The organism is Micromonospora sp. NPDC005291, from assembly GCF_040607415.1.
Classification (GTDB): Bacteria; Actinomycetota; Actinomycetes; order Mycobacteriales; family Micromonosporaceae; genus Micromonospora.
Genome location: NZ_JBEXGR010000005.1, coordinates 15189 through 38779 on the forward strand (window position 1 = coordinate 15189; position 23591 = coordinate 38779).

The following is a 23591-nucleotide window of genomic DNA, read 5'->3' on the forward strand; positions in this document are numbered from 1 at the left end:
ACCTCAACCGGGCCGCTAGGCTGCCCGCATGATCAGCGTGACCGCTCAGTGCACCGGACCGTCGTGTGACGTCCAGGTTGGTGCACGGCGACGCCGGCGATCCGTCGCCCGCCCGCGCTGACCTGTTTCCTGCGACCGGCGGATCGAGCCGCCGGTCATTCGCTGGTCGTCCTCGGTCCGCCCGCATCTCCCCCCTTTCAACGGCTCGCGTGACAGCGCGGGTCCGAGTGAGATCGGCGTACCCATGGATCTTGAAAAGGTGTTGTCCGACCGGCTGGCGCCGGCGTTCGCGGCGGTGGCCGGCGGCCCGGTCGACCCGCTCGTGCGGCGGTCGCCGCGCGCGGACTTCCAGTCTGACGCGGCGCTGGCGCTGGCCCGTCGGCTCGGCCGCTCGCCGCGCGACATCGCCGCGGCGGTGCTGGAGCACGCGGTGCTCGACGACGTCTGCGCGTCGGCGGAGGTCTCCGGGCCGGGTTTCATCAATCTGACCGTTGCCGACCGGGCACTGGCCGACCTGGTCTCCGGGCTGGCCGACGACGCCCGGCTGGGCGTGCCGCCGACGGCGGCCCCGCAGACCGTGGTGGTCGACTACTCGGCGCCCAACGTGGCGAAGGAGATGCACGTCGGGCATCTCCGCTCCACCGTCATCGGTGACGCGGCGGTTCGGCTGCTCGAATGGCTCGGGCACCGGGTGGTGCGGGTGAATCACCTGGGTGACTGGGGGACGCCGTTCGGCATGCTGATCGAGCACCTGGCCGACCTCGGCGAGGCCGGGGCCGCGCACGAGTTGTCGATGGGCGACCTGGACACCTTCTATCGGGCGGCCCGGGTGAAGTTCGACGCCGACGAGGCGTTCCGGGAACGGTCGCGGTTGCGGGTGGTCGCGTTGCAGGGCGGCGACGAGCGGACACTGCGGTTGTGGCGGCTGCTGGTGGCGCAGTCCGAGCGGTACTTCCTGACCGTGTACGACCTGCTCGACGTGACGTTGTCCGGGGACGACTTTCGGGGCGAGAGCGCCTACAACGACCTGCTCGCGGGCGTCGTCGACGACCTGGACCGGTTGGGGATGCTGGTGCCCAGCGGTGGAGCCGACTGTGTCTTCCCGGCCGGCTTCAGCGGCCGGGAGGGCGAGCCGTTGCCGCTGATCGTGCGCAAGAGCGACGGTGGTTACGGCTATCCGGCCACCGATCTCGCCGCGCTGCGGCAGCGCGCCGGCGAGCTGGGCGCGACCCGGCTGTTGTACGTCGTCGGGCTGCCGCAGCGGCAGCACTTCGCGATGGTGTTCGCTGTTGCCCAGGCGGCCGGTTGGCTGTGCCCGCCGGCCCAGGCCGAGCACCTGGGCTTCGGTTCGATCCTCGGCGCCGACGGGCGGATGCTGCGCAGCCGGGCCGGCGAGTCGGTGAAGCTGGTCGGGCTCCTGGAGGAGGCGGTCGCCCGCGCCACCGAGCTGGCCCGGGCCAGAAACCCTGAACTGGACGCCGAGGCCGCCGCCGAGATCGGTCGCGCCGTCGGCATCGGCGCCATCAAGTACGCCGACCTGTCCACCGACCGGACGAAGGACTACGTCCTGGACTGGGAGCGGATGCTCTCCCTGGACGGCAACACCGCGCCCTACCTCCAGTACGCGTACGCCCGTGTCCGGTCGGTGTTCCGGCGCGCAGGAACGGCCGCGCGGCTGGACACGCCCATCGTGCTCGCGCAGCCGGTGGAGCGGGCGCTGGCGGTCGAGCTGCTCGGCTTCGGCGGGGTGGTCGGCGAGGTGGAGCGGAGCCTCGAATTCCATCACCTTGCCGGTTACCTGCACCGGCTCGCGACCGCGTTCAACGCGTTCTACGAGCGTTGCCCGGTGTTGCGTGCCCGGGACGAGCTGCGGGAGAGCCGGCTGCTGCTGGCCGAGCTGACAGCCCGGACCCTGCGGCAAGGGCTGCACCTGCTCGGCATCCGCACCCTTGAGCGGATGTGACGGGTCAGCCACCTGCTCGATCAGCGGGCCTTCTTCGTCGCCCGCTTTCGGGGCGGCGTCAACAGGTCGGCGATCTGCGCGATCGCCGAGGGCACCAGGCGGTAGTACGCCCAGACCCCGCGCTTGTCGCGCTCGAGTAGGCCGGCCTCGGTGAGAATCCGAAGGTGATGACTCACGGTCGGCTGGGAGAGATTGAGCGCCGCGGTGAGGTCACTCACGGACGCCTCACCTTCCGGCGCGGACTGGATCAGGCTGAGCAGCCGGAGACGAGCCGGATCGGCGAATGCCTTCAGCACCCCCGCGAGCCGCTCGGCATCGGCCCGCTTGATTGGATCGCCGGTGAGCGGCGAGATCGCAGGCATGGCAGTTTTCGCAGTTCCCACGCCTGCCATAGTTACACCAACACCATCAATAAGCCGGTAGAACCGGCACCAGTAATCCGATGGCGTCCGTACGGCTGGGTAAGACGGCTGAACGTGAGTCGATCCTCGACGTCCGTGGTGGCGTACGGGCCGTGTGGGGCTGCACTGAGCCCCACACGGCCCTACTGCGGTGTACGCACCGTCGGACCAGCCGAGCCTTCGGGTCAGCGGTGCGGTCGGGGTGCGATGCGCGGGAGCACGTACGGCGGTCCAGCGAAGATCAGGTCAGACTTCAGCTCGTGGTACGCCCGCTTGGGCTGGTAGTTCTCGTCGTAGATGGTGGCCAGGCCCTCCGGCGGGTCGTCGAACCAGCCCGGCACCCAGGAGTGATTGTCGCTGAAACCCCAGACCGTGTACGACAGGCAACTGCGTACGGCGAGGCACGCCTTCATCAGCACGCTGAAGTTGGCTGCCGACGCCTGCAGTCGGGGGTTGATCTCCTCCGAGTCGCCGGCCTGGACGGCCTCGGTCATTCGGCTGCGGACGTCGACCTCGGTGAACGCGGTGGCGACGCCGAGCCCGCTGAACTTCTTCAGCGCGGCGGTCACCTGGAGGGTGTCGTAGTTGCCGTACTGGGTGCCCAGGTGGCCCTGGGACCCGACGCCGTCGATCGGCACGCCCTGGGCGCGCAGGCCCTTGGTCATGTCGTAGACGAACTGGGTCTTGTCGTCCACCGGGTTGCCGGAGCCGAACGCCTCGATGTTGTAGTCGTTGTAGAACAGCAGGGCCTTGGGGTCGGCGGCCCGCGCCCAGCGGAACGAGTCGGCGATGTAGCCGGGCCCGAGGTTCTGCGCCCAGAAGCCCTTGTAGTGCAGGGTCGACGGGGTGTCCCACGGGTCGCTGACCGCCTCGTTGACCACGTCCCACTGCCAGATCTTGCCCTTGTAGCGGCTGACAACGGTGCTGATGTGCTTGCGCAGCAGCTCGCGCAGCTCCTGCTTGCTGATGGAGCCGTCGGCGACGCCACTGGTCAGCCAGGCGGGCAGCTGGTTGTGCCAGACCAGCACGTGCCCGCGCACGCTCTGCCGGTTGCGCTTGGCGAACTCGACGAGCTGGTCGGCCGCTGCCCAGTCGTAGGTGCCGCGGGTGGGCTCCAGGCTCTCCCACTTCATCGCATTCTCGGCCGTGACCGAGGAGAACTCGGAGGAGGCCAGCTTGCGGTACTGCGGGTCGCTGGCGTCGTTGAGCGCCTCACCGCTCACGGCGGTGCCGATCTGGAGGCCGTGGCGCTGGCCGAGGGTCGCGAGGCTCTGGGCCGTGGGGTCGTACGGCCGGCTCGCGGTGGCCGGCACCGTGTTCAGGGCGGCAACGGTCGCGACCGCGACCGCGCTGACGGTCATCCACTGTCTCAGCTTCATGTGCCTTCCTTTCCACACCATCGATAGACATACGTCGATCAAGAAGTTGAGGGTCCGGTGTTGGCGGGTGCTGAACGGGGGTCGGGGCGGGGCGCCCGGGGTTCGGGCCGGCCCTGGGGTGGGGCCGGTAGTTCCGGCCGGAAACCGGAAACTTGCTCGAAACGTTAAGGCGGTCGATGCGTGGGCGTCAACGCTGAAAACTTCCGGAAAGTGGTCACATGAGCTGCGGAACCCCTCGCATCGCGTCAGCGAAACTTCCGAAGGCCCGCGGCATGGCGCCGCCCTCAGGTCGACCCGGTACTGTCCCCCGCATCATCGGGGCAGCCCATGCTGGCCTACCTCGCGGCGGTCGGTCGGGGGCTGCCCGGCTACGTGAAGGGCCTCTTCGTGGCGGGCTCGGCGGCACTGACCTTCAGAAGTCAGCGCAGGCCGGCGAAGAGGTCGTCCTCGGGTGTCGGCGCGCCGGTCCGGTCGCGGACCCGGAGGAAGGTCTCCACGCCCATCAGCTCAGTGAACCGCTCCTGGCCCAGTTGCAGGAAGAAGATGTTCTCGGTCTGACTGGCATGGGTGGCCAGCGCGTCGAACTTCTGCGCGCCGTAGCTGCTCGTGTCCACCCAGGTGGTGATCTCATCGTCGGGCAGGCCGAGTTGTGGCCCCGGCTCCGCCGCCGCATCCGGCTCGGCCCATTCCACGCCGAGCTCCTGCATGATCCGGCCGAGCTGCTCGAACGCCGTGCGCGGCACGGTGGTCCAGTACACCTTCGCCGGGATGTCCGTCATCTCGACAGCGGCCATGGTGATCCGATGAGCCTGGATGTGGTCCGGGTGGCCGTAGAAGCCGTTCTCGTCGTACGTGACGATGACGTCTGGTTGGTACTGCCGGATCAGCTCGGCGAGCCGGCCCGCCGCCTCCGCCACCGGCGTTATCCAGAACGCGCCGGGCAGATCGTTGGTCGGCCAGCCCATCATCCCGGAGTCGCCGTACCCGAGGGTCTCCAGGTGGGTGACCTTCAACGCCGCGCAGCTGGCCTCCAGCTCGGCCTGGCGCATCGCCACGACAGCGGCCGGGTCGTGCCCCGGGTCGCCGGGCTTGACCCCACCCGGGCCGTCACCGCACCGCCCGTCGGTGCAGGTCACGAGCACCGTCGTGATCCCCTCCGCCGCGTACCGGGCAAGGACGCCACCGGTGCTCGTCGCCTCGTCGTCGGGGTGGGCGTGCACCGCCATCAGGGTCAGAGGTCGCTCAGCCATGCCATCACCCTACGAGCCGCCGGGCGACCTTGGCTCCTCGCGGGTCAGGAACGCCGTCCGGGCGTTCCACCCGGACGGGGTCGCCGCGGACGAGCTCATCGTGGATGCGCCACCGGGCGGTGGTGACGGCACGCCGCGCCACCTCGTCGCCGTGCTCGATACGTTGCCGCAGCAGTTGCAGGGCGATACGACGGTTGAGGCTGAACTGCCGCTCCTCGTCCACCACGACGACGATGCCCGACGGACGGTGCGTCGCCCGTACCGCCGTGCTGGCCTTGTTCCGATGCTGGCCGCCCGGCCCACCGGTGCGGCAGGCGACGATGTCGACATCCGACTCCGCGAACGTCGTCGGAGGGGCGTCGAGTTGGGGCTGCCGAGCGGTGACGTACCAGTTCTTTCGACCGGTGCTCGCCCGGTACGGACTGGGGGCCTGCCAGCACAGCGTTCCGGTCCAGGAGCCGGCGAAAGCCTCGGCGCCGGCACCGGAGATCTGGATGAGCACCGAGCGGTACGTGCCGGGTCGGTCACCGGGTACGGCCTGGATCTGCTCGACCGTCAGACCGTGCCGGGTGCCGTCGCCGGTCAGGCGGCGCAGTAGCTGGGCCAGCGCCCAGGCGCACTCCTGCGGGCCACGCCCGGCGGACAGCATCAGGTGCACGCTCATGACCGGCCTCGCCGGCCGCGGTGGTCCCGCCGGTCCCGTCGCGGCGTGGACCCGAGGTCGGGCGTCTTGTAGGTGACCAGGGGAGTCGTACTCACCACTGGCGTGGCCAGTCGGTGCTCGACGAGGTCGGCGATCACCTGCTCGATGCGCTTGTACGCCGTGGGCGCCTCCTCGAAGAGCAGTTGGCGGTCCCCGCACACCACCAGCGAGCCCACCGGCGTGCGGCGTAGCTCCTCGACCGTGTGCTTGGCCCGACCCCGCCGCAGGGCGTCGGCGCGCGACATCTTGCGGCCGGCGCCGTGCGCCACCGAGTGGTTGGCGTCCGGCCCGGCGTGCGCGGCCACCAGGTAGGACCTGGTGCCCCGCGTACCGGCGATGAGGACGTCGCGGCCGTCACCCGGCGCCGCGCCCTTGCGGTGCAGGTAGACCCCGTCGCGGACCTCGACCAGGTTGTGGCACTGATCGACGATCGGCTCGGTGGGCTCGGCACCCAGCGCGTACGCGACCCGGGCGGCCAGCACCCGGCGGTTGAGCGAACCCCAGCGCACGGCATCGTCGTGCATCGTCAGGTAGGCGGCGGGATCGGGGGCGGCGCCCGCGCCGTGGACCTCGGTGTGCGCCCGCAGGATCCGCTCGCCCAGACCACGGGAACCGCTGTGCACGATGAGCACGAGATCGCCGGCGTCGAGCCCGAGACGCCCGGCGTGGGTCGAGTCGAAGACGGTGCCGACACTCGCCAGCTCGACGAAGTGGTTGCCCCGGCCGACCGTCCCGAGGCCGTCCAGGTGGTCGGCCGGAACGTCGCCCTTCAGAACGGCCCAGGCCGGGTCGTCGGCGTCCTGCTCGGGGTCCAGCGCGCGGTCGAGGTCGGGGAACCGGGAAGCGAGCCGCTCGGGTACGGCACGCTTGAGCTTGATGGGGAACACGGCGATGCCGCAGCCGATGTCGGAGCCCACCAGGAACGGGTACAGCACGGTCGACGCCATGGCCGCACCGATGGGCGCGCCCTTGCCGGGGTGCAGGTCCGGCATCGCGGCAACGTGGATCATGCCGTCGAGGGCGGCCACCTGCTGGCACTGCGCGAGCGCATCGGACTCGATCCAGCTCGCGGGGGAGGCGAACACCGTGACAGTGGCAGGGGTGGACGGGGGCAGGGACTCCCGAGGGGAGTGGTGCTGGGACAAGGACGCTCACTTCTCGCTGAGAACGTAGGAACGGACGGCGTCACGGCCACCGGGAGGCGTCACCGGTGGCGCGGAGCAAGGGGGTGGAGTCCGTCAGTACGTCATGGACGTCACTCTCGCGGAGCCCGCCGCACCCCACAAGCGATTTTTCCTCGCGACGTACGCTGCCGCGATGAGCGCACCGCGTCGCATCCTGGTCTACGGGGTGTACGGCTCCGGCAAGTCCACCCTCGCGGCGCGGCTGGCCGAACATCTCGCACTGCCCTGGTATCCGGTGGACGAACTGCTCTGGCGGCCGGGCTGGGTCGAGGTGCCGGTCGCACAGCAGCGCAGCCGGATCGAGGAAATCTGCCGGCGGGACCGTTGGATCATCGACGGGGCGTACCACGGCTGGCGGGACGTACCGTTGGCTCGTGCCGACCTGGTGGTCGGCCTGGACTATCCACGGTGGCGTTCCTTCGGGCAACTGCTACGGCGTACGGCTCGCCGGCTGGTGACGGGCGAGGAGATCTGCAACGGCAACCGCGAATCGCTGAGCAGTGTGCTGTCCCCGGACTCGATCCTGGTGTGGCACGTCACCGCGTTCGGCCGGGCCCGGCGGCGGATGCGGGCCTGGCAGACCGGCCCGTCCTTGCCGCCTGTGGTGTTGCTGCGCTCGCCGGCCGAGCTGGATGCCTGGCTGGCCGGACTGCCCCGCCGGTGAAGCCGCGCGAACAGCCGTCGAGGGAGTCGGTGAGCCATTGGGCTGAGGTGGACAGAATGGTGAGTCCCGGAAGGGGCCCGGCCGGCAGGTCACCGGCCGGGCCACCGCTCAGGACTCCTGGTTGCGACGCCGCGTGAGGAAGAACACGAGCGCGCCCAGCACGACCATGACACTTCCCATGCCCGTCATGGCCGGAACCACGTCGCCGCCGGTCACCGGCAGGATGGGTGTCTTGCCGCCAGGGCTGCCGGGTGCGCCAGGGCTACCAGGTGCGCCGGGTGCGCCGGGGCTACCTGGTGCTCCGGGGCTGCCGGGTGCTCCGGGGCTTCCGGGTATGCCGGGTGCTCCGGGGCTTCCGGGTGCTCCGGGGCTTCCGGGTGCTCCGGGGCTTCCGGGTGCGCCAGGGCTGCCCGGTGCGCCAGGGCTTCCGGGTGCGCCAGGGCTGCCCGGTGCGCCGGGGCTACCGGGTGCTCCAGGGCTACCGGGCGGGCCGGACGGTCCCGGCGGGCCGGTTGGCCCGGGCGGGCCGGTCGGCCCGGCGCACACCGGTGCGGTGATGACGTTGGTGTCGAGGGTGACGGCGGCGGTTCGCGCCAGCGCGCGGCCCTGGAGGGTCGCGCCCGTGGCCAGCGTGATTGCCGCCTGGGCCATGATGGTGCCCACGAAGGTGGTCCCCGTGCCGATCGTCGCCGAGCTGCCGATCTTCCAGAACACGTTGCAGGCTGAAGCGCCGTTGATCAGGACGACGCTGCTGTTCGACGCCGTCGTCAGCGAGGAGTCGACCTGGAAGATGAACACGGCCGACGGGTCGCCCTGGCCGTTCAGCGTCAACGGCCCGGTGAGCTGGGCGGCCCCGATCCGATAGACCCCGGCGTTGAGCGTGTTGCCGCCGAGTTCCGCAGGCAGGTTGGTGAACGGGGTCCGGCCGGCGGCGTCGTTGAAGGCGATGGTCAGGTCGCTCTGGGCCTGGAGAGCGACCGCGTCGCCGAGGTGAACCTCGCCGCCGATGGTTGCCGTTCCGAAGCCGGACGCGGTGTTTCCCGGGAACCGCCCGAGACTCTGGGCCAGGAAACTGGGGCCGGTGTTGGTGGGCTCGGCCCCGGCCAGGACGGAGAAGTCAGCCGCCGTTCCCAGGTTTACCGGTGCCTCCTGCGCATTGGCCGCAGTCGAGCTGAAGAGCAGCAAGCTGGCCGCCACGGTGGCGGCTGCGGCAGCCGCGAGCGCCGGCATGACCGCCCGCCGCCGTAGGCGAAGAATGGATTTAGCTGTCACAGAACACCCTCCGTGGGTACTACTCGCAGGAGACGTCTCGCGAGCCGTGTCCTGCGCAACGGCCGAAATGGCGCCGACAAGCGCGATGACCACCACATCACGTTCACCGCGCATTTGAGGGCAAATCGGACAATAGCTAACGCCTGTCAATGCAAATTCGACTGGCCTTCGCGTTCCCGTTTGTTGGTTTCGCGTGGCTGGCGTCCTTACTGCAGGGCCGTTGGTGCCGGTCTGATCGCCCGTCCGTGGACGCAGGGCGAGGACGGGCTGTTGCTGGTGGCCGGGAAACGGAACCGGCGCAGCTCCTCGATCACGAATCCTTGCGCCCGGATGGCGGCGATGGTGTCGCGGTTGGTGTGGCAGCCGGCGAACAGCTTCGGCCACAGCGTCGCGTCGAGCAGCCGTTGGGTTCGGTGCAGGCGGCTGGGCTCCTCGGCGGCGACGTGCTCGAAGAAGCGCAACTGGCCGCCGGGGCGCAGCACCCGGCTGACCTCGGCGAGCGCGCTCGCCTGATCGGGCACGGTGCACAACACCAACGCGACCACGGCAGCGTCGAACTCGCCGCCCCCGGCGGGCAGCGCGTCGGCCAGACCGTCGACGACCGTGACCGGTACCGGAGCGGACGACGCCGCGCGCTCGGCGGCGGCGCGCAGACGTCGTTCGGGTTCGACCGCGACGACCTCGGTCACGCCCGGCGGATAGTGGGAGAACATCCGCCCGTTGCCGGCGCCGATCTCGATCACCCGGCCGGACAGACCGGCCACCAGGTCCCGTCGGAACTGCGCCGTGCCGGCGCGGTCCATGGCCACGCTGAGCCGCTCGTAGACCCGGGCGAACACCGGGTGGGACACCGCTGCCACGTCGACCTCCGGGGGTCAGGTGATCTCCGTCGGACTGTTCTCCGGCGATTGTCCTGCATCTGCGCAAGGTATCCGTCCTACTGGTGGGGCGGGCAGCACGACTCAACTGAGTGCAGACAGGACGTGGTTCGATCATGAAGATCGTCGTCATCGGGGGCAGTGGCCTCATCGGCTCCAAGCTCGTGGAGCGCCTCGGTGCCCAGGGCCACGAGGCGGTGCCGGCCTCGCCGAAGACCGGCGTGAACACATTGACCGGCGAAGGACTGGCCGAGGCGCTCGCCGGTGCTGACGTCGTCGTCGACGTGTCGAACTCGCCCTCGTTCGAGGACACCGCCGTGCTGGAGTTCTTCGAGACGTCGACCCGGAATCTCCTCGCCGCCGCGACGGACGCCGGGGTGGGCCACTACGTGGCGCTCTCCGTCGTGGGTTCCGACCGGCTCCCGGACAGCGGTTACCTGCGGGCGAAGGTCGCCCAGGAGAAGCTCATCACCGCGTCCGGGATCCCGTATTCCCTGGTGCACGCCACGCAGTTCTTCGAGTTCGTCCAGGGCATCATCGACGCCGCCACGGACGGTGACACCGTGCATCTCGCGCCGGTGCTCATTCAGCCGATGGCGGCGGACGACGTCGCGGCCGCGGTGGCTGAGGCCGTGGTGGGCGCGCCGACGAACGCTGTGGTCGAGGTTGGCGGCCCGGAGCAGTTCCGCCTCGACGAACTGGGCCGATCCGTCCTCGCGGCCCAGCAGGACCCTCGCTCGGTGGTGGCCGACCCCGGCGCCCGGTACTTCGGTGCCACGCTGGGCGAACGCTCGCTCGTTCCCGCCGACGGCGCCCGCATCGCCGGTACGCGCCTCGACGACTGGCGTACGCGGGCGAGCCGAGGAGAGTGACCCGGCCCGCTACGTCGGTGTGACGGGCGGGTCGGACCGCCGACCGAGGCGCTGCACCAACTCCCGTACCGCCTCGGTGAACGGCTCGTCGGATTCGTCCGGCCAGTGCCCGTGGATGGGTGGGGGGACGCTGTCGCCGGGTGGCGTCACCACGTCCCGGGGATCGCGCTGTCGGCGATCCACCGCCGCTGCCGGGTCGGACGTGGTGGCCGACTCGGGTGGCCGGTGTGCGGAGAAGATCCAGCCGCCGATGGGGTCGGTGTCGCGCCACAGGTTCACCCAGCGCCAACCGACCCGGCGGCCGATCTCGTGCAGCGTCGCGTCGTCGACGTAGGCGGGGAAGAGCCGCGCGTAGAGCCGGCGCAGCGGCGACCCGTGGGTGAGCAGGGCAACGCGGCTGGTGATCTGCGGCGGCAACTGGAGCACCGTGGCGGCGAGCAGGACCGAGCCGTGGCTGTGCCCGGTGAGCAGCACCGCGTTGCCGCGCTCGACGAGGTACGTGATTCGGCGGGTCAGCTCCGGCACCGCCCGTTCGGCGTAGCAGGGCGGGGCGAACGGGTGGGCGGCCCGGGGCCAGAAGGTGCCAAGATCCCAGAGGACGCCGATGTGCCGCCGGAACGGGACGGTCCGGTAGGCGAAGATGCCCCCGATGATCAGGCTGAGGATCATGGCCGCGATCACCCAACTGCCGAACGCGATGCCGAAGGTGACCGCGTCCGCCGGCAACCCGGCGTTCCGCTCGATGAGGTCGGCGGGCAACAGTCCCAGCAGGCCGACGGTGGTGGTGGCCGTGCCGAGGCCGGTGAGGCAGCCGTAGAGCACGGCCAGCGGCACCAGTTTCTCGGTGAACCGGGCCCGGGCTATCGCGTCTCGGACCTGCCGCAGTCGTGGCCTGGCCTCCGCCGACGGGTTGGGGTAGTCGCGCGCGACGATCGCCGCCGCGGCCCGGCGCCGACTGCGGCGGGAGACCACGATGACGAGGCCGGCGACGATCAGCGTGACCAGCACCGCGCGGAAGAAGCCGTAGATCGCCCAGGTGTATCCGGGTGGTGGACCGGTGGCGATGCCCTCCCCGGTCGGCACGTCGCGATCCAGGAAGTCCGCCACCCGGTAGACGAGCTCGGCGGAGTACGCCACCGCCAGGCTGATTCCGGTGGCCGCGATCACGAGCGCGCCCAGCCCGAACAGCGGGGTGGCGCCTCGCCCCCGGTTTCGGCGGCAGAGCAGCACCACGCCCAGTGCGACCAACAGCGTGGTCTGTGCGACGAACAACCCGGCCAGGGTCGTGTCGTAGCCGGGAAGCCCATGCCCGTCGTGCCACGACTGCGGGCTCATCAGCACGTAGGCCAGGACGACAAGGGTCAGGACGATGGCAGCGGTCCGAAGCGTGCGGGTGATTCCATCGAGCCGCTGATCGTCGGCGGCCCGGTCGATCAGCGGGGGTGTGCAGAGCAGGCCCACGCAGACCGCCAGGACCACCCCGGTGGTCGCCGTCAGAGCGATGGTGGCGGCCGTGGCGCCGCCTGCGGCTCGGGCCAGGAGCAGCGTGAGGTCCAGCGTCGCGAACGCGGCGGCGACGTGGATGGCGCGCAACCGACCCACCAGCGGCTCGGCGTCCCACCGACCGACCGTGCCGAGCCGCGACCCGCCGACCTCCTGATCGGGTGCGCGAAACGCCTCGAACGTCCGCCCCTGGCGGGTGCTGATCCGCCAGACCAGGGCGATCGCGGCGGCCGGGACCAGCGCGAGCACCGCCAGTCGCGGTCCGACCGGCCGCTCGCCCAACCAGGACAACCAGCTGCGCCCGGACAGGCAGCCTGGCGAGGACAGGCACTTCCAGCCGACCATATCCAGGGCGACACCGGCGATGGCGAGCACGTACAGCACGGTGAGCGTGAGCGCCAGCACCCGGCACAGGGACTTGACCATCGCCGCGGAAGCGGGATTCGCCGGGCGCATCCAGATCGCTACGTTGACCAGCATGAACGGCAGCAGGAAGACCACCGCCACAGTGCGGGCCACGGTCCCGGAGGGCAGGTCACCCCAGTGGTACGCCTCCAGCGTCACACCGTGCGCGCCGGTAGGGTCCGAACGTTGGGGCCGGGGCCGGTAGAAGCCCCCGCTGCGGTCACCCGCGACCTGCGCTGTCTGCTGTAGGTCCAGCACCTCCCCGGCGCTCGCGCCGGAGACTCCGTGCACCCGCAGCTCCACGACGTCGCCGGGGATGTCCGGCCCGCTCAACCGCGCTGATCCATACCGCGGCCTACCCGAACCGGACGGCCTCAATCGCGGCAGGGAGGGACGCGTCGCTGGCCGCCGACCGGCTCTCGCGAGGATTCAGTGCGCCCTGGTGGGTGTCAGGTCGGTCCTCGCCTGCCCGGTGTCCGGGTCGAAGGGGAACGAGACGTGCTGGTGGATCATCTCCCAGCCCAGCTCGGCCCGCTGGAACACCCGGGTGCCCCGGGACCAGCTCACGATCGTGGCGCCGTCCGGCTGTTGCGCGGTCATCCGGTTCAGGCCCCACGACACGGCCAGGTCGTCGCGGACGATGACCGCCAGCTCAGGAACGGTCCAGGTGACTGTCCCGGTGCTGACGTCGAGGCCGTTCGCGCAGACCTCGCGAACCTGGTCCCTGCCGACGTACTCCAGCGGTTGCTCGTGCTCGTACGAGACGACGGGCTCGGCGATCGGTTCCATGATCCCGTCGAGGTCCTTCGCCTCGGTCGCCTCGAACCAGCGCTGGTGCAGCGCCCGTACCTCGTGCTCGGAGGTCTCGCGGTCGTCGGCGCCGCCGTCGTCGGCGAAGGAGTGGTGTTCGTGCGCCACGACCCACGAGCCGTTCTCCTTGCGCAGGCCGAGGGTCAGGCGCAGGAGAAGCTCCGGCCGCCTGGCGAGGTCGTCGGAGGTGCCGCAGCGCAGCAGCGCGTTGGCGTAGGCCACGGTGTCGCCCGCGGTGACGTCGAGGCTGGTCAGCTCGAAGGTGGCCCCCGATGCCTGCCACCGGAAGAAGTCCGGCCAGGTCCGCTCGTACGCCTCGATGCCCCGGACCCCCTGGTGCGGCGGGGGGACGTCGTACATGACGATGTCCGCGGAGTGCTGGGCGAGGACGCCCGGCAGGTCACCGGCGTGGACCGCCTGCGTCCACCGGTGGATCAGCTCGCGGATCTGGGTCTCGTCGTCGGCCATGGTGCTCCCTCGTGGGTCGGGTTGCGCTCACCTCTACAACCCGCGCGGACCGACAGACTCATCGCCGCGTGCCGACCGACTTTCCTCGTCCTGGTCGAGATCCTGGTCGAGCTGCATCCGCAGACCGCACATCCGCAGGGTTTCCGGAGTCAGGAACGACACCACCTCGGCGATCCGATCACCGCGTAACGCGACGACGTCCAGGGCCGCCGCCGTGAAGACCGACGCCTCCGGGCTCCAGAGGTACGTCCCGAACGCGAGCTGCCCGTTCGCGTACGTCGGGACGAGGCGCCACCGCACCGACAACGGGCCGTCCAGCAGGAACCGCCGGATCGCGTCGTGGCCCTCGTACCACTGCGGCAGCGGCGGCATCGAGTACCGGGCGTCGTCGGTGAGCATCGCCAGAATCGCGTCGACGTCGCCCCGCTCCCACGCGGTCACGTATCGCCGCGCCAGCTCGCGTACCTTCTCGTCGCCCAGGCCGCTCAGCTCCACCTGCTGGCTGCCGGTCGGGCGCAGCGCGTCCACCACCCGGCGGGCCCGTTGCAGGGCGCTGTTGACCGCTGCGGTGGAGGTGCCGAGCAGGTCGGCGACCTCGGCGGCGGGGTAGCCGAGCACCTCCCGTAACAGCAGCACGGCCCGCTGCCGGCCGGGTAGGCGCTGCAGCGACGCGACGAACGCGAGCTCCAGGTGCTCACTCTCGACCAGCCGCTGCGCCGGGTCCCGTTGTTCGACGGTTACCGACCGCCGGTCCGGGTACGGCCCGAGCCAGGCCGTCTCGGCCACGGGCGCGGCCCCCGGTGTGAGGTCGGTTGGCAGCTCCCGCCGACGACCCCGGCCCTCGATCATCGTCAGGCACCGGTTCGTGGCGATCCTGTAGAGCCAGGCGCGCAGGGTGCCGCGATCCTCGTACCGGTCCCGGCTCTGCCAGGCCCGCGCGAACGTCTCCTGCACCGCGTCCTCGGCGTCGTGGAAGGAGCCGAGCATCCGGTAGCAGTGGGCCGTCAGCTCGTCGCGGTGCTCCTCGACCAGCCGTACGAACGTCACGGTGGTGCAGCCTACATTCAGCGCGGCCGACGTCTCGGTCGTCGCACAGTGGGGTGGGCATCGATCCACCGGCTGCGGGGAGGGTTGATCCGGCCACGGCGGGGAAGGTGCCGCCATGGTCGCTGCCGGTCGGCGCGGAGCGGACGGGGGCACTCCGGCGAGTGCCGGCGACACCGTTCAGGGCGGCCAGGCGGCGACCTTCGTCCGGCTTCGGGACCGCGCCGCGGCCACGCTGCGTGACCGGTTCCGTCGGGTACGGGCCATCGGCGGCCTCGCCGTGCAGGCCGGCCTGGCAGCGGCGCTGTCCTGGCTGGTGGCGCACGAGCTGCTGCACCTCTCGCAGCCCGTGTTCGCGCCGATCTCCGCCGTCGCGACCCTCGCCGCGTCGGTCGGCCAACGGCTGCGCCGCACGGTCGAGCTGATCATCGGGGTAACCGTCGGGGTGCTGGTCGGCGACCTCCTGCTCACGGTGATCGGCACCGGGTGGTGGCAACTCGGCCTGATCGTCGTGCTGGCGATCGTGGTCGCGTTGTTCCTCGCCGGCAGCGCGGCGGTGGTGATCCAGGCCGGGGCGACGGCAGTGCTCATCACCACGCTCAGCCCGTCCGTCCATGACCTGGAGATCCCTCGGTTCGTGGGTGCTCTCGTCGGGGGAGGGACGGCGCTCCTGGTCACCGCCGTGTTGCTGCCGTTGAACCCGCTGCGGGTGCTCAACCGGGCCGCACGACCGGCGTTGGATCTCCTCGTCGCCCAGCTCGACGCCACCGCCGACGCTCTGGCCGAGCGTGATGCCACCTGTGCGCGTACGGCACTGGGCAAGTTGCGGCAGAACAAGGATGAGCTGAAGGCGCTCGTCGAGGCGACCCAGGGTGCCCGAGAGGCCAGCACCCTGTCGCCGCTGCACTGGCATGAACGGCACGGGCCGGTCGGCCGGTACGCGCGGGCGGCAGAGCCCGTCGACCGGGCGATGCGCAACAGCGGGACGTTGATCCGTCGGGCGGTGACGCTGATCGAGGACGGTGAACCGGTTCCGGAGCCGCTGCCGAGGGCGGTGGCCGAACTCGCCGAGGCCGTCCGGTTGCTGAAGCGGCAGTTCGCCGCCGGTGATGAGCCGAAGCGGGCGCGTCAGCAGGCGCTACGGGCGGTTGAGGTGGCCGGCCAGGCGTACCGGGAGGGGGTTGGTTTCTCCGGTGCCGTCGTGGTGGCGCAGGTTCGGACGACCGTCAGCGACCTGTTGGTGGCCGCCGGGTCGACCCAGGAGGAGGCGAATCGCCTGGTCCGGCGCACGTTCGGCGTCCTGCGAGCGCCCCGCCACCAATAGCCGGCCTGATCGGATGGCACCGCCCTGAGCCATGAGTGTTGCGTACTGAGCCAGATTGGTGCCATGATGGCGCCATGGAGCTGAGGTCTTACGTCGAGAACCTGCGTGACGAGTTCGCCGTGGCTGCTGAGGGCGTCGACCCGGAGGCCCGGGTGCTGGCCGAGCGGCTCTTCACGCAACTGGAGGCGGCTACCCGTCTCACGTTGCTCGAGGCGCTGTCCGACGCGGCCGACGAGATCACCCGTGAGCTCGCGCCGGGGTCGGTGCACGTCCGATTGCGCGGTCGGGAGCCTGATTTCGTGGTGACGCCGGCCAGCCCGCCCGTCCCGGAGGCGGGCGAGGTCAGCGGCCCACCGACGCTGTCGGCACCACTGCTCGCGCCCGACGGTGACGACGGCGGCACCTCACGGATCAACCTTCGGCTCCCCGACCATCTGAAGGCCAGCGTCGAGGAGGCTGCTGGCCGCGCCGGGCTCTCGGTCAACGCCTGGCTGGTGCGAGCTGTGGCCGGCGCCATCGGGGCGGGCGAAACGGAGCGTCGCGCGCCCCGGCGGGCGGAGCCGCGCTCCGGCCAGCACTTCACCGGCTGGGCCCGCTAACTCCCCGTACCCCCTCTTCCTTCGCGCCGCTGACCAGCGGCGACATCCGTCGACCACCTTTCGGGAGACCACCATGCCTGTTTTCGACACACCAGAACCGATCTCCGTCCAGCTCGACCTGCCCGTCGGGGACGCGTGGATCGCCGCGACCGACCGCACCGACACGGTGGTGACGGTGCGGCCGCGTGATCCGTCGAGCAAGGCCGACGTGAGCGCGGCGGAACAGACGACCGTCGAGTACGCCGCCGGGCAACTGCTGATCAGGGTGCAGAAGAGTTGGCGCCGGTACGGCTTCGGCTCCGGACCGTCGGTCGATGTCCTGATCGAGTTGCCGACCGGGTCGGGGGTGCACGCCGAGGCGTCGTGGGCGGCATTCCGGTGCGAGGGCCGGCTGGGTGAGTGCCGCATCAAGACCGGCAGTGGGATCCGGCTCGACGAGACCGGGCCGCTGGACATCGACAGCAGCCACGGCGAGATCGCGGTGGAGCGCGTCGCGGGCTCCGCCCGGGTGAAGGCATCGTCCGGCAAGGTGCGCATCGGTGCGGTCGACGGCACCGCCGAGATCAAGAACTCCTCCGGAGACTGCTGGATCGGCCGGAGCGGCGGCGATGTCCGGGTCAACACCGCGTACGGCGACATCACCGTCGACGCGCCGATGGCCTCGGTGACGGCACGCACCGCGTACGGCAACGTCCGGCTGGGCGAGGTCGTACGGGGGTCGATCGAGCTGGACACGTCGTACGGGGCCATCGAGGTCGGCGTCCGTCGCGGGACCGCCGCCTGGCTCGACGTCAGCTCCAAGCACGGCCGCGTGCACAACGCGCTCGAGACGACCGACAGCCCTGCACAGACCGACGAGACGGTCGAGGTCCGAGCGAACACCTCCTACGGCGACATCATGATCCGCCGCGCCTGATCCGCCGTCCGGCACCGCCCACGAATTGAGGAGACCATGGCCAGCCCTTCCCGACCCGCCATCATCGCCACCGGCCTACGCAAGTCCTACGGAGACAAGGTCGTGCTCAACGGCATCGATCTGGAGATCGCCGAGGGAACCGTATTCGCGCTGCTCGGCCCCAACGGCGCCGGCAAGACCACCATCGTGCGGATCCTGTCCACCCTGATCGACGCCGACGCCGGCGACGCCCGTATCGCCGGCCACGACCTGGCCCGGCAACCCAACGCGGTACGCGAACTGATCGGCGTCACCGGCCAGTTCTCCGCCGTCGACAACCTGCTCACCGGGCGGGAGAACCTGAACCTGATGGCCGACCTGTGTCACCTCGACAGGACGGCCGGCCGACGACGTGTCGGCGAGCTGCTCGACCAGTTCGACCTGACGGAGGCGGCGGGCAAGCCGGCGTCGACGTACTCCGGCGGTATGCGCCGGCGGCTCGACCTCGCGATGACCCTGGTCGGTGAGCCTCGCATCATCTTCCTCGACGAGCCGACGACCGGGCTCGACCCGCGCAGTCGCCGCGCGATGTGGCAGATCATCCGTGAACTCGTCTCCGGCGGCGTCACCATCCTGCTCACCACCCAGTACCTGGAGGAGGCCGACCAGCTCGCGGATCGGGTCGCGTTCCTCGACCACGGCCGACTGATCGCCGAGGGCACCCCGCGCGAGCTCAAACAGCTCATCCCCGGCGGTCACGTCGTGCTCCAGTTCGCCGACCAGGCCGGGCTCGACGCGGCGGCGCGCACCCTCACGGCGGCCACCCGCGACGACGCGGCGCTCACCCTGCAGGTGCCGAGCGACGGTGGGGTCGGATCGCTGCGATCGGTGCTCGACCAGCTCGACCGGGCCTCCGTGAGCGTGGCCGGTCTCGCCGTGCACACCCCCGACCTCGACGACGTCTTCCTCACCCTGACCGGCCAACCCGACAACGAAAGGGCCATGGCGCGATGAGCACCCTCACCCTCGCCGTCCGCGACTCGAGCACGATGCTGCGGCGCAACCTCCTGCACATGCGGCGCTACCCGTCGCTGACGCTCCTGCTCATCGGCGTCCCGGTCATCATTCTGCTGCTGTTCGTGTACGTCTTCGGCGGCACGCTCGGCGCCGGCCTCGGCCCTTCCGGCGACCGCAGCGACTACGCCAACTACGTCACCCCAGGCATCCTGCTCATCACGGTGGCCAGCGCGGCGCAGGGCACCGCCATCTCGGTCGCCATGGACATGACCGAGGGCATCATCGCCCGGTTCCGTACGATGGCGATCTTCCGACCGTCGGTCCTCACCGCGCACGTGCTGGGCAGCCTGATCCAGACGATGGTCAGCATCGCGGCCGTCACCGGCGTGGCACTGCTGGTCGGATTCCGGCCCACGGCCAACCCGGTCGAATGGCTCGCCGCGATCGGCGTCCTGGCCATGATCACCTTTGCGGTCACCTGGCTGTCGGTTGCCCTCGGCCTGGTGAGCGAGAGTGTCGAGACGGCGAGCAACCTGCCCATGCCGCTGGTGCTGCTGCCGTTCCTCGGCAGTGGGTTCGTCCCCACCGACTCCATGCCGGCCCCGGTGCGGTGGTTCGCCGACTACCAGCCCTTCACGCCCGTCATGGAGACTCTTCGGGGCCTGCTCCTCGGCACCGGAATCGGCGCCAACGGGATCATCGCGGTGGTCTGGTGCGTCGTCATCAGCGTGCTCTGCTTCCTCTGGGCCAAGGCCCTGTACAACCGCAATCGGGCCGCCTGATCCGACAGGCGCTCGACGTCCAGCCAACGAGACGGACGGCCCGGCCCCGGTGGGCCGGGCCGTCGGCTGTCCGTGTCGCGGGCGCGCCTGCCGATCATGCTGTCGCATGGGTCGACCGAGGTGGTTTCAGGGTCGTCGAATGTTATCGATAACAAGGTCCGGTCATTCGGCTGCGTGATGCGCCTGCCGATCTGCGGAGCGCGCAGTGATGAGCCCAGTGGCATCCGGCGGCCGGTCCATAGATCCGATCATGAAGACTGAGCGGCCCTGTTGATGTTATCGCTGACATCGTCGCCGGCCGGTTGACGGTCGCGATCGGACGGTAGCCCCGCGGGCCGCGCAGGACGCTGCACCTGTCGCCCTGCCTGCCGAGGAGGTTCCCGGTCAGCGGCGGGGCCGGGGTGCCGTGCTTCCGTCGCCGTACCCTGCGGTCGGCCGGAATTAGGCGTTTTGCACCGGTCCGATATCGACGCGCCCGAGTCGATCCGGCTTCCCCGTTCCGTTACGGAGCTGTTGCGGTCAGATGTCTTGACGAGCCTGGATGTGAGCGTTAACACTATCCCCGTTAACGGTGGAGGTGAACATGAACCGTGTGGACGGAGCTGACGACCGCTACGTCGTCGGTGTCGATTTCGGCACCCTGTCCGGACGAGCTCTGGTGGTCCGGGTCGGCGATGGTGCCGAGCTGGGGACCGCGGTGCACGAGTACGGCGACGGAGTCATCAGCGCGGCACTCCCAGGGGGTCGACTGCTGCCCCCGGACTGGGCCCTACAAAACCCGGAGGACTACCGCGACGTGCTGCGGTACGCCGTCCCGGCGGCAATGTCGGCGGCAGGAGTGGACCCCGCCGCGGTCGTCGGCATCGGCATCGACTTCACCGCCTGCACGGTGCTGCCGACGAACGCCGACGGCACTCCGCTCTGTGAGGATCCCGAGCTGCGCGACCGGCCGCACTCCTGGGTCAAGCTGTGGAAGCACCATGCCGCTCAGCCGCACGCCGACCGCATCAACGCGCTGGCCCACGAGCGGGCAGAGCCGTGGATCGGCCGGTACGGCGGCAAGATCTCCGCCGAGTGGCAGTTCGCCAAGGGACTGCAGATCCTGGAGGAGGACCCCGAGGTCTACCACCGGGCCGAGCGCTTCATCGAGGCTGCCGACTGGATCGTCTGGCAGCTCAGCGGCACCGAGACCCGCAACGTCTGCACGGCCGGGTACAAGGGCATCCTGCAGGACGGCCAGTACCCTTCCGAGGGTTTCCTGACCGCCCTCAACCCGGGCTTCGGCGACTTCGTGGCCAAGCTGGACGGCCCGTTGCTGCCCCTCGGTGCCCGGGCCGGCACGCTCACCGCGCGGGCCGCCGCGTGGACCGGCCTGCCGAAGGGGATCGCGGTGGCCGCCGGCAACGTCGACGCGCACGTCACGGCGGCGTCCGCCCAGGCCGTGGAGCCCGGCCGGCTCGTCGCGATCATGGGGACCTCGACCTGCCACGTGGTCAACGGCGCGCAGGTCGCCGAAGTGGCCGGGATGTGCGGTGTCGTGGACGGCGGCATCAGCCCCGGCGCATGGGGTTACGAGGCCGGGCAGAGCGGCGTCGGCGACATCTTCGGCTGGTTCGTCGCGCACGCCGCCCCGGCTGGCGTCGCCTCGCACGAACGCCTCACCGAGCTGGCCGCGAGCCAACCGGTCGGCGCGCACGGCCTTATCGCGCTGGACTGGTGGAACGGCAACCGCTCGCTGCTGGTCAACCACGATCTGAGCGGGATGATCGTCGGAATGACCCTGGCCACCCGGCCACAGGACATCTACCGGGCGCTGCTGGAGTCCACCGCCTACGGCACACGGATGATCATCGAGGCGTTCGTCGAGGCCGGCGTCGCCGTGAACGACCTGGTGATCGCCGGTGGTCTCACCTCCAACGAGCTGCTGATGCAGATCTACGCCGATGTGACCGGGCGACCGCTGAACATCATCGGCTCCGCGCAGGGGCCGGCGCTGGGGTCGGCGATCCATGCCGCCGTCGCCGCCGGTGAGTACCCCTCGGTCCACGAAGCGTCGCAGGCGATGGGTCGGGTGCACGAGGCCGTCTACCGACCGGATCCCGATCGGGCGCGCGCCTACGACGCCCTGTACGCCGAGTACCGGACGCTGCACGACCACTTCGGTCGCGGTGGCAACGACGTCATGCTCCGCCTACGGGCGATCCGGAACGCCGCGGCCGAGACCGCCGCGGCCACGCACGAGACCGCGCTGGAGGTCGTCGCATGAACGCCGAGGTGACCCGACAGATCGACGAGCTGCGCGCGACGGTCGCCCGCCTGCACGCCGAACTCACCCGGTACCACCTGGTCGCCTGGACGTCGGGCAACGTCTCCGCGCGGGTTCCTGGCCAGGATCTCATGGTGATCAAGCCCAGCGGCGTGGGCTACGACGATCTCTCGGCGGACACCATGGTGGTGTGTGACCTCAATGGCGTCCTCGTCGAGGGAGACCTCGCCCCGTCCAGCGACACCGCCGCCCACGCCTACGTCTACCGGGCGATGCCCGAGGTCGGTGGGGTCGTGCACACGCACAGCTCGTACGCCACAGCCTGGGCCGCGCGAGGGGAGGCGATCCCCTGCTACCTCACCGCCCAGGCCGACGAATTCGGTGGGGAGATCCCGATCGGCCCGTTCGCCCTGATCGGCGGCGACGACATCGGCAAGGGCATCGTCGGCACGCTCGCCGGGCACCGCTCACCCGCGGTGCTGATGCGCAACCACGGCGTCTTCACCATCGGTCGTGACGCCCGCGCGGCGGTCAAGGCCGCGGTCATGTGCGAGGACGTGGCCCGTACGGCCCACCTGGCTCGCGCACTCGGGCAGCCGGTGCCGATCGAGCAGGACGACATCGATGCTCTTCACCATCGCTACCAGAACGCCTACGGTCAACAACTAGTCCCACCGGCGGGTTCCTGACCGTCTACCGGCCATGCCGGAACCCGTCGGTCTGCACCACGGAGGTACCAGCACGCACCACCCGCGTACGCCGCTTTCCGCACCTCGGCGGTTGGCGCGGTCACCCACCACACCCAGCCAAGGAGATCCGATGAGAAAGATGCGAACGCACTCCGCCTCGTGGCGCACAGCCGCGGTCGTCGCCAGTGTGCTGCTCGTCGGCAGCATCGCGGCCTGTGGCAACAGCGACACCGGCGGCGGCGGCGGCACCAAGGACGACGGCAAGATCACGATGGGCTTCTCCCAGGTCGGTGCGGAGAGCGGCTGGCGTACCGCGAACACCACCTCGATCAAGGATGCCGCCTCGGCCGCGGGGATCGAGCTGAAGTTCGACGACGCTCAGCAGAAGCAGGAAAACCAGATCAAGGCGATCCGCAACTACATCCAGCAGAAGGTCGACGTGATCGCCTTCTCGCCGGTCGTGGAGTCCGGCTGGGACACCGTGCTCAAGGAGGCCAAGGACGCCAAGATCCCGGTCATCCTGACCGACCGTTCGGTGGACTCGGCCGACAAGACCCTGTACAAGACCTTCCTCGGCTCGGACTTCGTCAAGGAGGGCAAGCTCGCGGGTGAGTGGCTGGTCGAGCAGAAGAAGACCGCCTCGGGTCCGGTGAACATCGTCGAGTTGCAGGGCACCACCGGCGCGGCGCCGGCGAACGACCGCAAGAAGGGCTTCGCCGAGGCGATCGCCGCCAACCCGAACCTGAAGGTCATCGCCTCCCAGACGGGTGACTTCACCCGGGCCGGCGGCAAGCAGGTCATGGAGCAGTTCCTCAAGGCCAACCCGAAGATCGACGTGCTGTTCGCGCACAACGACGACATGGGCCTGGGCGCGCTCGAGGCGATCACCGCCGCCGGCAAGGTGCCGGGCAAGGACATCACCATCATCACGGTGGACGCTGTCAAGGACGGCATGCAGGCTCTCGCCGACGGGAAGTTCAACTTCATCGCGGAGTGCAGCCCGCTGCTCGGCCCACAGCTGATGGACCTGGCCAAGAAGGTCCACGCCGGCGAGACGGTGCCTGCTCGGATCGAGACCGAGGAGACCACCTTCACGACCGCGCAGGCCAAGGAAGCTCTGCCCAACCGTAAGTACTGATCGACGACGGGGTCGCCGCGCTCGCGTGGCGGCCCCGCCACGTCGCTTCCCTACTCGCAACGGACCGGGCTTGGCCCGCGACCAC

The 23591-nt window shown here is 70.3% G+C and carries 21 protein-coding genes; 11 read left to right on the forward strand and 10 right to left on the reverse strand.

What is annotated here, in order from left to right; translation table 11 throughout:
- Positions 1-244: 244 nt before the first annotated feature.
- Entirely contained in the window at positions 245-1963 is a 1719-nt protein-coding gene (gene argS / locus ABZT18_RS08830) for an arginine--tRNA ligase (protein WP_354997349.1), read from the forward strand.
- 20 nt (positions 1964-1983) lie between these two features.
- Here argS and ABZT18_RS08835 read toward each other — a convergent pair whose 3' ends face one another.
- The 5 genes from ABZT18_RS08835 to ABZT18_RS08855 all read right to left on the reverse strand — a co-directional run bounded on the left by ABZT18_RS08835 (position 1984) and on the right by ABZT18_RS08855 (position 6841).
- Positions 1984-2325 carry a metalloregulator ArsR/SmtB family transcription factor gene (locus ABZT18_RS08835; RefSeq protein ID WP_272619274.1) on the reverse strand — a complete coding sequence of 114 codons (342 nt, stop codon included), beginning with the start codon at positions 2323-2325 and terminating at the stop codon, positions 1984-1986.
- A 224-nt stretch (positions 2326-2549) separates the two neighbouring features.
- A complete protein-coding gene (locus ABZT18_RS08840) occupies positions 2550-3743 on the reverse strand; it encodes an endo-1,4-beta-xylanase (protein ID WP_355250821.1) in 1194 nt (397 codons plus the stop codon).
- A 419-nt stretch (positions 3744-4162) separates the two neighbouring features.
- Positions 4163-4993 (reverse strand): PIG-L family deacetylase, encoded by an 831-nt coding sequence (locus ABZT18_RS08845; RefSeq protein ID WP_355250824.1) that lies wholly within the window; start codon positions 4991-4993, stop codon positions 4163-4165.
- A gap of 4 nt (positions 4994-4997) precedes the next feature.
- On the reverse strand, positions 4998-5657 hold the full coding sequence (prfH, locus tag ABZT18_RS08850; protein WP_354997352.1) for a peptide chain release factor H: 660 nt from the start codon (positions 5655-5657) through the stop codon (positions 4998-5000).
- The gene (locus ABZT18_RS08855) at positions 5654-6841 is read right to left on the reverse strand and encodes an RNA ligase RtcB family protein (protein WP_354997353.1); all 1188 of its coding nucleotides are present in this window, start codon (positions 6839-6841) and stop codon (positions 5654-5656) included. Before ABZT18_RS08855 ends, prfH begins: the two co-directional genes overlap by 4 nt.
- 172 nt (positions 6842-7013) lie before the next feature.
- Between ABZT18_RS08855 and ABZT18_RS08860 the strand changes: the two genes are divergently transcribed.
- Complete coding sequence (locus ABZT18_RS08860; protein ID WP_355250827.1) at positions 7014-7544, forward strand: adenylate kinase; 531 nt, start codon at positions 7014-7016, stop codon at positions 7542-7544.
- 108 nt (positions 7545-7652) lie between these two features.
- Here ABZT18_RS08860 and ABZT18_RS08865 read toward each other — a convergent pair whose 3' ends face one another.
- A complete protein-coding gene (locus tag ABZT18_RS08865; protein ID WP_355250830.1) occupies positions 7653-8816 on the reverse strand; it encodes an ice-binding family protein in 1164 nt (387 codons plus the stop codon).
- A 206-nt stretch (positions 8817-9022) separates the two neighbouring features.
- Positions 9023-9676, reverse strand: a complete 654-nt coding sequence (locus tag ABZT18_RS08870) for a methyltransferase domain-containing protein (RefSeq protein WP_355250833.1) — start codon at positions 9674-9676, stop codon at positions 9023-9025.
- Between the two features lie 134 nt (positions 9677-9810).
- Between ABZT18_RS08870 and ABZT18_RS08875 the strand changes: the two genes are divergently transcribed.
- On the forward strand, positions 9811-10566 hold the full coding sequence (locus ABZT18_RS08875; protein ID WP_355250836.1) for an SDR family oxidoreductase: 756 nt from the start codon (positions 9811-9813) through the stop codon (positions 10564-10566).
- 9 nt (positions 10567-10575) lie between these two features.
- Here ABZT18_RS08875 and ABZT18_RS08880 read toward each other — a convergent pair whose 3' ends face one another.
- From ABZT18_RS08880 to ABZT18_RS08890, 3 genes are all read right to left on the reverse strand, one after another.
- A complete protein-coding gene (locus tag ABZT18_RS08880; protein ID WP_354997359.1) occupies positions 10576-12807 on the reverse strand; it encodes a hypothetical protein in 2232 nt (743 codons plus the stop codon).
- A gap of 96 nt (positions 12808-12903) precedes the next feature.
- Positions 12904-13752, reverse strand: a complete 849-nt coding sequence (locus ABZT18_RS08885) for a nuclear transport factor 2 family protein (protein ID WP_355250839.1) — start codon at positions 13750-13752, stop codon at positions 12904-12906.
- A 33-nt stretch (positions 13753-13785) separates the two neighbouring features.
- Entirely contained in the window at positions 13786-14799 is a 1014-nt protein-coding gene (locus ABZT18_RS08890) for a sigma-70 family RNA polymerase sigma factor (protein ID WP_354997361.1), read from the reverse strand.
- Between the two features lie 115 nt (positions 14800-14914).
- Between ABZT18_RS08890 and ABZT18_RS08895 the strand changes: the two genes are divergently transcribed.
- The 8 genes from ABZT18_RS08895 (at position 14915) to ABZT18_RS08930 (ending at position 23506) form a co-directional block, all read left to right on the forward strand.
- Positions 14915-16120 carry an FUSC family protein gene (locus ABZT18_RS08895; RefSeq protein ID WP_355250842.1) on the forward strand — a complete coding sequence of 402 codons (1206 nt, stop codon included), beginning with the start codon at positions 14915-14917 and terminating at the stop codon, positions 16118-16120.
- A gap of 74 nt (positions 16121-16194) precedes the next feature.
- The gene (locus ABZT18_RS08900; RefSeq protein WP_354997363.1) at positions 16195-16719 is read left to right on the forward strand and encodes a hypothetical protein; all 525 of its coding nucleotides are present in this window, start codon (positions 16195-16197) and stop codon (positions 16717-16719) included.
- A gap of 73 nt (positions 16720-16792) precedes the next feature.
- Positions 16793-17635: a DUF4097 family beta strand repeat-containing protein gene (locus tag ABZT18_RS08905; RefSeq protein ID WP_354997364.1), complete on the forward strand. Its 843-nt coding sequence runs from the start codon at positions 16793-16795 to the stop codon at positions 17633-17635.
- A 36-nt stretch (positions 17636-17671) separates the two neighbouring features.
- A complete protein-coding gene (locus ABZT18_RS08910; protein WP_354997365.1) occupies positions 17672-18628 on the forward strand; it encodes an ATP-binding cassette domain-containing protein in 957 nt (318 codons plus the stop codon).
- A complete protein-coding gene (locus tag ABZT18_RS08915; protein WP_354997366.1) occupies positions 18625-19413 on the forward strand; it encodes an ABC transporter permease in 789 nt (262 codons plus the stop codon). Before ABZT18_RS08910 ends, ABZT18_RS08915 begins: the two co-directional genes overlap by 4 nt.
- A 583-nt stretch (positions 19414-19996) precedes the next feature.
- Entirely contained in the window at positions 19997-21679 is a 1683-nt protein-coding gene (gene araB, locus ABZT18_RS08920) for a ribulokinase (RefSeq protein ID WP_355250845.1), read from the forward strand.
- On the forward strand, positions 21676-22368 hold the full coding sequence (locus tag ABZT18_RS08925) for an L-ribulose-5-phosphate 4-epimerase (protein WP_354997368.1): 693 nt from the start codon (positions 21676-21678) through the stop codon (positions 22366-22368). The genes araB and ABZT18_RS08925 overlap by 4 nt, the downstream gene beginning before the upstream one ends.
- Positions 22369-22498: 130 nt before the next feature.
- Positions 22499-23506: an ABC transporter substrate-binding protein gene (locus tag ABZT18_RS08930; protein ID WP_355250848.1), complete on the forward strand. Its 1008-nt coding sequence runs from the start codon at positions 22499-22501 to the stop codon at positions 23504-23506.
- Positions 23507-23591: the final 85 nt, after the last annotated feature.

Bases quoted from the DNA above. Each gene is read 5' to 3' on its own strand.
- argS (WP_354997349.1), top strand. From the start codon at position 245: ATGGATCTTGAAAAGGTGTTGTCCGACCGGCTGGCGCCGGCGTTCGCG.
- ABZT18_RS08835 (WP_272619274.1), bottom strand. From the start codon at position 2,325: ATGCCTGCGATCTCGCCGCTCACCGGCGATCCAATCAAGCGGGCCGAT.
- ABZT18_RS08840 (WP_355250821.1), bottom strand. From the start codon at position 3,743: ATGAAGCTGAGACAGTGGATGACCGTCAGCGCGGTCGCGGTCGCGACC.
- ABZT18_RS08845 (WP_355250824.1), bottom strand. From the start codon at position 4,993: ATGGCTGAGCGACCTCTGACCCTGATGGCGGTGCACGCCCACCCCGAC.
- prfH (WP_354997352.1), bottom strand. From the start codon at position 5,657: ATGAGCGTGCACCTGATGCTGTCCGCCGGGCGTGGCCCGCAGGAGTGC.
- ABZT18_RS08860 (WP_355250827.1), top strand. From the start codon at position 7,014: ATGAGCGCACCGCGTCGCATCCTGGTCTACGGGGTGTACGGCTCCGGC.
- ABZT18_RS08875 (WP_355250836.1), top strand. From the start codon at position 9,811: ATGAAGATCGTCGTCATCGGGGGCAGTGGCCTCATCGGCTCCAAGCTC.
- ABZT18_RS08885 (WP_355250839.1), bottom strand. From the start codon at position 13,752: ATGGCCGACGACGAGACCCAGATCCGCGAGCTGATCCACCGGTGGACG.
- ABZT18_RS08895 (WP_355250842.1), top strand. From the start codon at position 14,915: ATGGTCGCTGCCGGTCGGCGCGGAGCGGACGGGGGCACTCCGGCGAGT.
- ABZT18_RS08900 (WP_354997363.1), top strand. From the start codon at position 16,195: ATGGAGCTGAGGTCTTACGTCGAGAACCTGCGTGACGAGTTCGCCGTG.
- ABZT18_RS08905 (WP_354997364.1), top strand. From the start codon at position 16,793: ATGCCTGTTTTCGACACACCAGAACCGATCTCCGTCCAGCTCGACCTG.
- ABZT18_RS08910 (WP_354997365.1), top strand. From the start codon at position 17,672: ATGGCCAGCCCTTCCCGACCCGCCATCATCGCCACCGGCCTACGCAAG.
- ABZT18_RS08915 (WP_354997366.1), top strand. From the start codon at position 18,625: ATGAGCACCCTCACCCTCGCCGTCCGCGACTCGAGCACGATGCTGCGG.
- araB (WP_355250845.1), top strand. From the start codon at position 19,997: ATGAACCGTGTGGACGGAGCTGACGACCGCTACGTCGTCGGTGTCGAT.
- ABZT18_RS08925 (WP_354997368.1), top strand. From the start codon at position 21,676: ATGAACGCCGAGGTGACCCGACAGATCGACGAGCTGCGCGCGACGGTC.
- ABZT18_RS08930 (WP_355250848.1), top strand. From the start codon at position 22,499: ATGAGAAAGATGCGAACGCACTCCGCCTCGTGGCGCACAGCCGCGGTC.